Genomic DNA, 5,310 nt, shown 5'->3' on the forward strand with positions numbered 1-5,310 from the left:
CAGACCGTGTTCTGCGAACGAATAGATTTGCCTGCCACCGACAATCAGATGGTCAGGGACACGGATATCCACCAGCTGAAGCACCTGAACCAGTCGCTGCGTGAGGGTTTTGTCGGCCTGGCTAGGTGTCGTCTCGCCGGAAGGATGGTTATGCGCGAGTATCACCGCCGCCGCGTTGAAGTGCAGAGCACGTTTGACCACCTCCCGGGGATGCACCTCGGTGCGGTTAATCGTGCCGGTGAAGAGCGTTTCATGGGCAATCAACTGATTCTGGTTGTCCAGATACAACACCCGGAACTCTTCCCGCTCAAGCGCGGCCATATGCAGTCGCAGCCATTCACGTACGGCGTGGGTAGAGGTGAAGGCTACGCCGGGCTCATGCAGGTGGCGGTCCAGAGCCCTGAGCGCCCGCTGAATGAGACGCCGGTCCTGTGGCGTCATCTCGCCGGGTAAAAAGGAAAGCTGTTTCATCTGTTGCTCCTTCGGTCAGTCGATAATACGCAGAATGGCGTGAGCCTCTGGATGTTGCATGGCATACTCCCGCAGGCGGTAATAGTGTGCGGTCATCGCGTCACATTCTGTACGGCAGGCATGGTGGCTATACGCAATCAGGCAGACAGCAATACCTGCTGCTTCTGCACTCATTTGGGCATCGTTACCGTTCAGGCAGTTAAACAGACGCCATGTCTCATCGTTGTCAGGCTCGGGGGACATAAATGCGCCGCCATTGCTGAGGGTGTAGAACGACCAGATACCACCGCTGTAGCCCTCACAGAAGCGGTCCATCCAGGCGAAGATATGCGGCTCCAGGAGTAGCCACTGCGGGATAGCGCCAAAGTACTGTGGCCAGAAATCGATACGCTGTTCATCGGGGACCGGCGTGACGGTCAGTTCAAATTCGGGTTGGTTAGCGGGTGCGAGGTCGTGCTGCGTCTGTGTTGTCATGGGTATGTCTCCGTCAATAAAAACGCCAGCGGCGATGGCTGGCGTATGGGGATATAAAGTGTGTTCGGGGAGGTGAATGCGGGTAAATGCTTCGCGATCAGCGGGTGGCCGTGTCTGTACGGATGCCTGAGGTGCGGATATAGCGGTTAAGACCTTCACCGGCATCCGGCTCAAAGTTCCATGCCCGCCAGACCATCCGGCCTTCAGTATCACGAACCACCAGACGGAAGTGACTGCCCTGGTCGTCTTCGAGTGTGATATTGCTGTACGTGGTAGTGACCGCTTGCGCTTGTCTCCGGGTGAAAGGCCCCGGTGGCAGCAACACGGATTGGGTCATTTTCGGGCTCCTGATAAAAGAAAACCCCGGCAGCCTGCTAGCTGTCGGGGTGGATTTGCTGGGGAAGATACTACTATCAGTCGTTGCTGCAGTCTCCGAGAGTGGACAGAACTTTCTCAGCGTTCTTCCGGTCCGCAGTGAAGGTCCCTGCTTTGTGGTCATTGACGTAGACGTCGAACTGCCCGGCCTCAGAGATATTGCTGATGAAGTCAAACCAGGCGTTATCGCCGTTACGCCAGCCCAGGCTGGACGGAATAATGTACTGCTGGTGATCCATCACTACGGTGATAGTAGTGTCGTCATCGTGCGAACTGACCATCTTGTCATCGGCAAGGGTAAGAAAGACTGAATGCTGATAGAAACCATTCTGGTCCGGGTTCCCTGTGCAGTTGATGGTAAACGTCTTTCCGCTGGCTTCGGTCACGCTGTATTCCGTATTGCCCTGACCGTAACCCTGCTGCCAGAACCCCGGGATAGCAGAGGCATTAAAGCTCGCGAGCAGTACACCCGCCAGCATAAACCGACTTAGTGAAAGTATTGTCATTCTTGTCTCCTTTGTCGTTGTTTTATTCCTGATTGTCAGGGTTCGAGGGTATCAGTAGCTGCCCCATCAGTTTGCCGTCATGGGCGTACTCAAAGTATTTTTCTTTGGTATACGGGTCCGTCACCTCCTGGTATTCCAGTTTGATGTTATCGGCAATACACAGCGCATTCATCAGTGGCTGGACGGTTTTTTCCTGCATATCCACGAGGTAGTAGTAACTGCCATCCTCGCAGCCATCGGGCGACTGGCGGGTACGTAAAACCTGCAAGGTGGGACCGGATAAGTAGTCAACCTGTGACCATTCTTCGCTGACATCATCCTGGTGGCTGACCACATCACTGAAACGCGGTGGGGTGAGGTCCTTAAATTTACTGATGGCCTTCAGGTCATCACTTCTGTCATCGCATGCGATGAGAAACAGAGTGGTGGCAACCAGCGCCAGCAGAGGCAGTGTTTTACGTTTCATTATTTTTTTCCTGAAATCAGACGAACCACTTTGGCAAAGACATAAATGCCCACGAAAATACCCACCGGCACGCCGACGAACGGTGTCAGCGCGACACTGGCAGCACCGGCTGCGCCACCTCCCGTCAGCAGTGCGGCAACAGTGGCAAGGGTCAGGGCCGCGAGACTGTCGGACACCCCGGTTTTGTTCAGAATGATGACGATGACAACAATGGCGATAATGGCAATAACGGGCATAGGGCTCCTCCCTGTTGCCGGGTTGATAACAACGCTTGCGCTATTCTGGTGAGCTGTTGGCCGGAACAAACGTAAGCAGTGACTGCTGGATAAAGCGAAAATGGGGTAAGGACTGAATAAAGCCCGGGTCTTCAACAAGACGACACAGACTGTCGTTACGCCGGAAAGTCTCCTGCAGGGGCTGAACCAGATGGATTTCATCCAGGGAGAATACGGCGATATGTCCGTCGTGCTCTGCCACCAGATACCAGGCCTGCTGGTGGATAAGTAACCGGCAGGGAGCCAGCCGCTCACAGCGCTGCCCCTCGGCAATCAGAGTCACCCGCCTGCGCCCGGTAATGGCCTGAATCAGTCGCCAGAAAGACAATGCGCCTGATGGCGAAGGAACCGGACTGGCGGGTGCGATTACGCAGGGAGACTCATCGCACATCAGCAGTGCGTTTACCAGACGACGGTCAAAGCCAGGGAAAAGACCGGCCATCCCGCTGCGGTGGGCAAAGATAAGCACGTCGGGCACCATCTGCGTCTCACTGCCCGCAGTGCGTAAGCGGCAATATCCGGACTGATACTCCAGGTCCAGATACATCAGCCGCTCACGAAAATCACGCCGCAGCGTGCGCACCGACACACCAAACTCAGCGGCAAGCTTACGCACACTCAGCGTTTCCCCTGCCACCAGACGGCTGATTATCAGTGACAGCCTGACAGCCAGCCGGTCATGGCGGCGTTCTGCCTGTGTCATGAGACGTTCTCCGTGAAAGTTAACTGACTGAAAATGATGTGATTACTTTAAAGAGAGGGTCGGACAGGGTATGGACACCACAGAAACTATTTTTCATTTCTGCAAAAGCCAGAGGCAGCGGGGGTTACAGGCCTTCCCTCGGTGAGTGAGGACCGTCAGCACGGTGCGATGCGGACAGGTGGTGTCCGATATTAACAAAGCAGCAACATTAAACGGTCACTGCAGTTGCGTGAGCAGGGCTTCCGCCATCACCCACAGTGCCCGGTTAAGTTTCACGTCCCCGTCGATACCGCGAACGGCACGGGTATGTGACCGTCCTCCTTTGGCATTACGGCCACTGAGCCCGCCCTTAATCAGGTTCTCCTGAATACGCTGGTACGTGGTCCACAGGTCATTGCTCTCATCCTGCCAGCGGCGAGGGGAGAGGATCTGCGATTCAGTCACCGGCTGGTGGTCTTCACCAAAGCGGTATGTGAGGGCGGCTTTTGCCAGTGCCTGCTGTGCCGGGGGTGGCAACAGCAACGACTGCATGGCATCCCGTTTCTCCTCCACCCGGTCAAAAATCCCCAGCACCTCATACGCGCCTTCAATCACCTGACTCACCACGTCCCCCTTGTGTGGCACCCGCACCTCGCCAAACGACTCACCGCAGACGAGCCCGTTCTGACAAACCGCACGAAATAGTCCCGGCAGCATCTGGTACGAACTGCTGCCATCGTGAGAGTTGAGCAGGATTATTTCCGGCACCTGCTTACCGGTTATCTGTCCCTCACGCCGTAGACGCAGCATATGCTTGGTGTGTTCGCGACGCTCCGGATCACGCACACGGGTCTGACAGGCAAAGAATGGCTGGAAGCCTTCTCGCTGCAGGCTGTCCAGCAAGGAGATGGTGGGTATATAGGTGTAGCGTTCACTACGGGATTCATGTTTGTCCTCGCTGAACACACTGGGCACCACGCGAAACAGCTCCTCGCGGGTTAACGGACGGTCACGACGAATAATGTTTGCAGCGCCAAAGCGCGAAGCCAGACGGGTCATAAGCAGACTCCTCATAACGGGAAAACAAATAAAGGGGATCCCCGTCGCATCGGCGACAGGGTCAGGGAAATAACAGGGATGGATTAAATACTCAGAAGAAGAAATCCCAGACGGCGCGGGCCACAGAGACCACGGTGGTGCGCACGGCCTGAATGACGGCCCGCACAGGGGCGGGTATCAGGGGAAAGGCACTGATGCTATCGAGTACGGCCCCGACGGTTTCACCAAAATCGCTACGAGCCTGTTCCCGGACTACCGTCGTGCGAAAGGAAGGATGGAGTTGCGACACCACCGGGCTGGTGGCCTCACGTGGCAGGCACTTAATCATCCGCTCGGCCATCACCTTAAGCCCCCATTGTAGACGGACCGACACAGCACACACCGGATGGACGGGCTGGAACAGCTCATGCAGCAGGCAGATTTTGCGGCTGATATTCTGCTTCTGCGCCGTGGACAACTGTCCCCCACCGCTGGTAGGTTCGGCCTTATCCGACTGGCTGATAACAAACAGCACCTTATGCCGGTATACCTCTCCAATCACCTGATGATAAAAATGTTCATCCACCGTCAGCGCCCGGTCATCGGCCTTAATCAGCCACAGTACCAGGTCGAGGCGAGGAAGCTGTTCGCGGTACAGCGCAGCATACTCGGTATCGCGAGCGCCACTTTCGCCCACGCCGGGCAGATCCATCAGCGTTATATAGCGGTCGCCAACCTGCAGGCGAAAGCGCAGTGGCTCACGTGTACAGGCCGCCACATCGCTGACCGGTGATACCTCACTGGCAAACAGGGCATTGCAGAGTGAGGATTTACCGGCACCGCTCTTACCCATAATGCCGATTACTGGCTCGTAATGGGTTAACTGATTTATCTGCTGCAATATACGTTCAGACACCCACTGTGGCAGGCCAGCAAGCGATTGCTGAAACGACTTCAAACCTTCAGAATTGTTCATTAGCTACTCCTCTGAAAAATTATACAAAAACGGCAGAATCGTGAGAT

At 55.6% G+C, this 5,310-nt stretch carries 9 protein-coding genes; all 9 read right to left on the minus strand.

The genetic code is table 11. The features are described from left to right. Positions 1-471, minus strand: a 471-nt coding sequence (locus tag FDW88_RS01605) for a RadC family protein (protein ID WP_006812594.1), incomplete at its 3' end; no start/stop codon positions are given. A 15-nt stretch (positions 472-486) separates the two neighbouring features. Beyond that, entirely contained in the window at positions 487-945 is a 459-nt protein-coding gene (locus tag FDW88_RS01610; RefSeq protein WP_000211838.1) for an antirestriction protein, read from the minus strand. A gap of 97 nt (positions 946-1,042) precedes the next feature. Next, positions 1,043-1,282, minus strand: a complete 240-nt coding sequence (locus FDW88_RS01615; RefSeq protein WP_000194654.1) for a DUF905 domain-containing protein — start codon at positions 1,280-1,282, stop codon at positions 1,043-1,045. A 76-nt stretch (positions 1,283-1,358) separates the two neighbouring features. After that, a complete protein-coding gene (gene ykfB / locus FDW88_RS01620) occupies positions 1,359-1,826 on the minus strand; it encodes a protein YkfB (RefSeq protein ID WP_001547765.1) in 468 nt (155 codons plus the stop codon). A 22-nt stretch (positions 1,827-1,848) separates the two neighbouring features. Continuing rightward, entirely contained in the window at positions 1,849-2,292 is a 444-nt protein-coding gene (locus tag FDW88_RS01625; RefSeq protein ID WP_000824223.1) for a YfjS/YafY family lipoprotein, read from the minus strand. Further along, positions 2,292-2,528, minus strand: coding sequence for a protein YpjK (gene ypjK, locus FDW88_RS01630; RefSeq protein ID WP_001144031.1), 237 nt, complete (start codon positions 2,526-2,528; stop codon positions 2,292-2,294). The genes FDW88_RS01625 and ypjK overlap by 1 nt, the downstream gene beginning before the upstream one ends. A gap of 40 nt (positions 2,529-2,568) precedes the next feature. After that, on the minus strand, positions 2,569-3,270 hold the full coding sequence (locus FDW88_RS01635) for a WYL domain-containing protein (RefSeq protein WP_023326104.1): 702 nt from the start codon (positions 3,268-3,270) through the stop codon (positions 2,569-2,571). A 216-nt stretch (positions 3,271-3,486) separates the two neighbouring features. Then, entirely contained in the window at positions 3,487-4,308 is an 822-nt protein-coding gene (locus tag FDW88_RS01640; RefSeq protein ID WP_001548153.1) for a DUF932 domain-containing protein, read from the minus strand. A gap of 91 nt (positions 4,309-4,399) precedes the next feature. Continuing rightward, positions 4,400-5,263 carry a GTPase family protein gene (locus tag FDW88_RS01645; protein ID WP_016154552.1) on the minus strand — a complete coding sequence of 288 codons (864 nt, stop codon included), beginning with the start codon at positions 5,261-5,263 and terminating at the stop codon, positions 4,400-4,402. Positions 5,264-5,310 lie beyond the last annotated feature (47 nt).

The sequence above is a fragment of the Citrobacter sp. wls829 genome (assembly GCF_005280825.1).
GTDB classification, from domain to species: Bacteria; Pseudomonadota; Gammaproteobacteria; order Enterobacterales; family Enterobacteriaceae; genus Citrobacter; species Citrobacter gillenii.

What these genes read in the sequence shown, in the direction of transcription:
- FDW88_RS01610 (WP_000211838.1), bottom strand. Translation starts at nt 945, where the DNA reads ATGACAACACAGACGCAGCACGACCTCGCACCCGCTAACCAACCCGAA.
- FDW88_RS01615 (WP_000194654.1), bottom strand. Translation starts at nt 1,282, where the DNA reads ATGACCCAATCCGTGTTGCTGCCACCGGGGCCTTTCACCCGGAGACAA.
- ykfB (WP_001547765.1), bottom strand. Translation starts at nt 1,826, where the DNA reads ATGACAATACTTTCACTAAGTCGGTTTATGCTGGCGGGTGTACTGCTC.
- FDW88_RS01625 (WP_000824223.1), bottom strand. Translation starts at nt 2,292, where the DNA reads ATGAAACGTAAAACACTGCCTCTGCTGGCGCTGGTTGCCACCACTCTG.
- ypjK (WP_001144031.1), bottom strand. Translation starts at nt 2,528, where the DNA reads ATGCCCGTTATTGCCATTATCGCCATTGTTGTCATCGTCATCATTCTG.
- FDW88_RS01635 (WP_023326104.1), bottom strand. Translation starts at nt 3,270, where the DNA reads ATGACACAGGCAGAACGCCGCCATGACCGGCTGGCTGTCAGGCTGTCA.
- FDW88_RS01640 (WP_001548153.1), bottom strand. Translation starts at nt 4,308, where the DNA reads ATGACCCGTCTGGCTTCGCGCTTTGGCGCTGCAAACATTATTCGTCGT.
- FDW88_RS01645 (WP_016154552.1), bottom strand. Translation starts at nt 5,263, where the DNA reads ATGAACAATTCTGAAGGTTTGAAGTCGTTTCAGCAATCGCTTGCTGGC.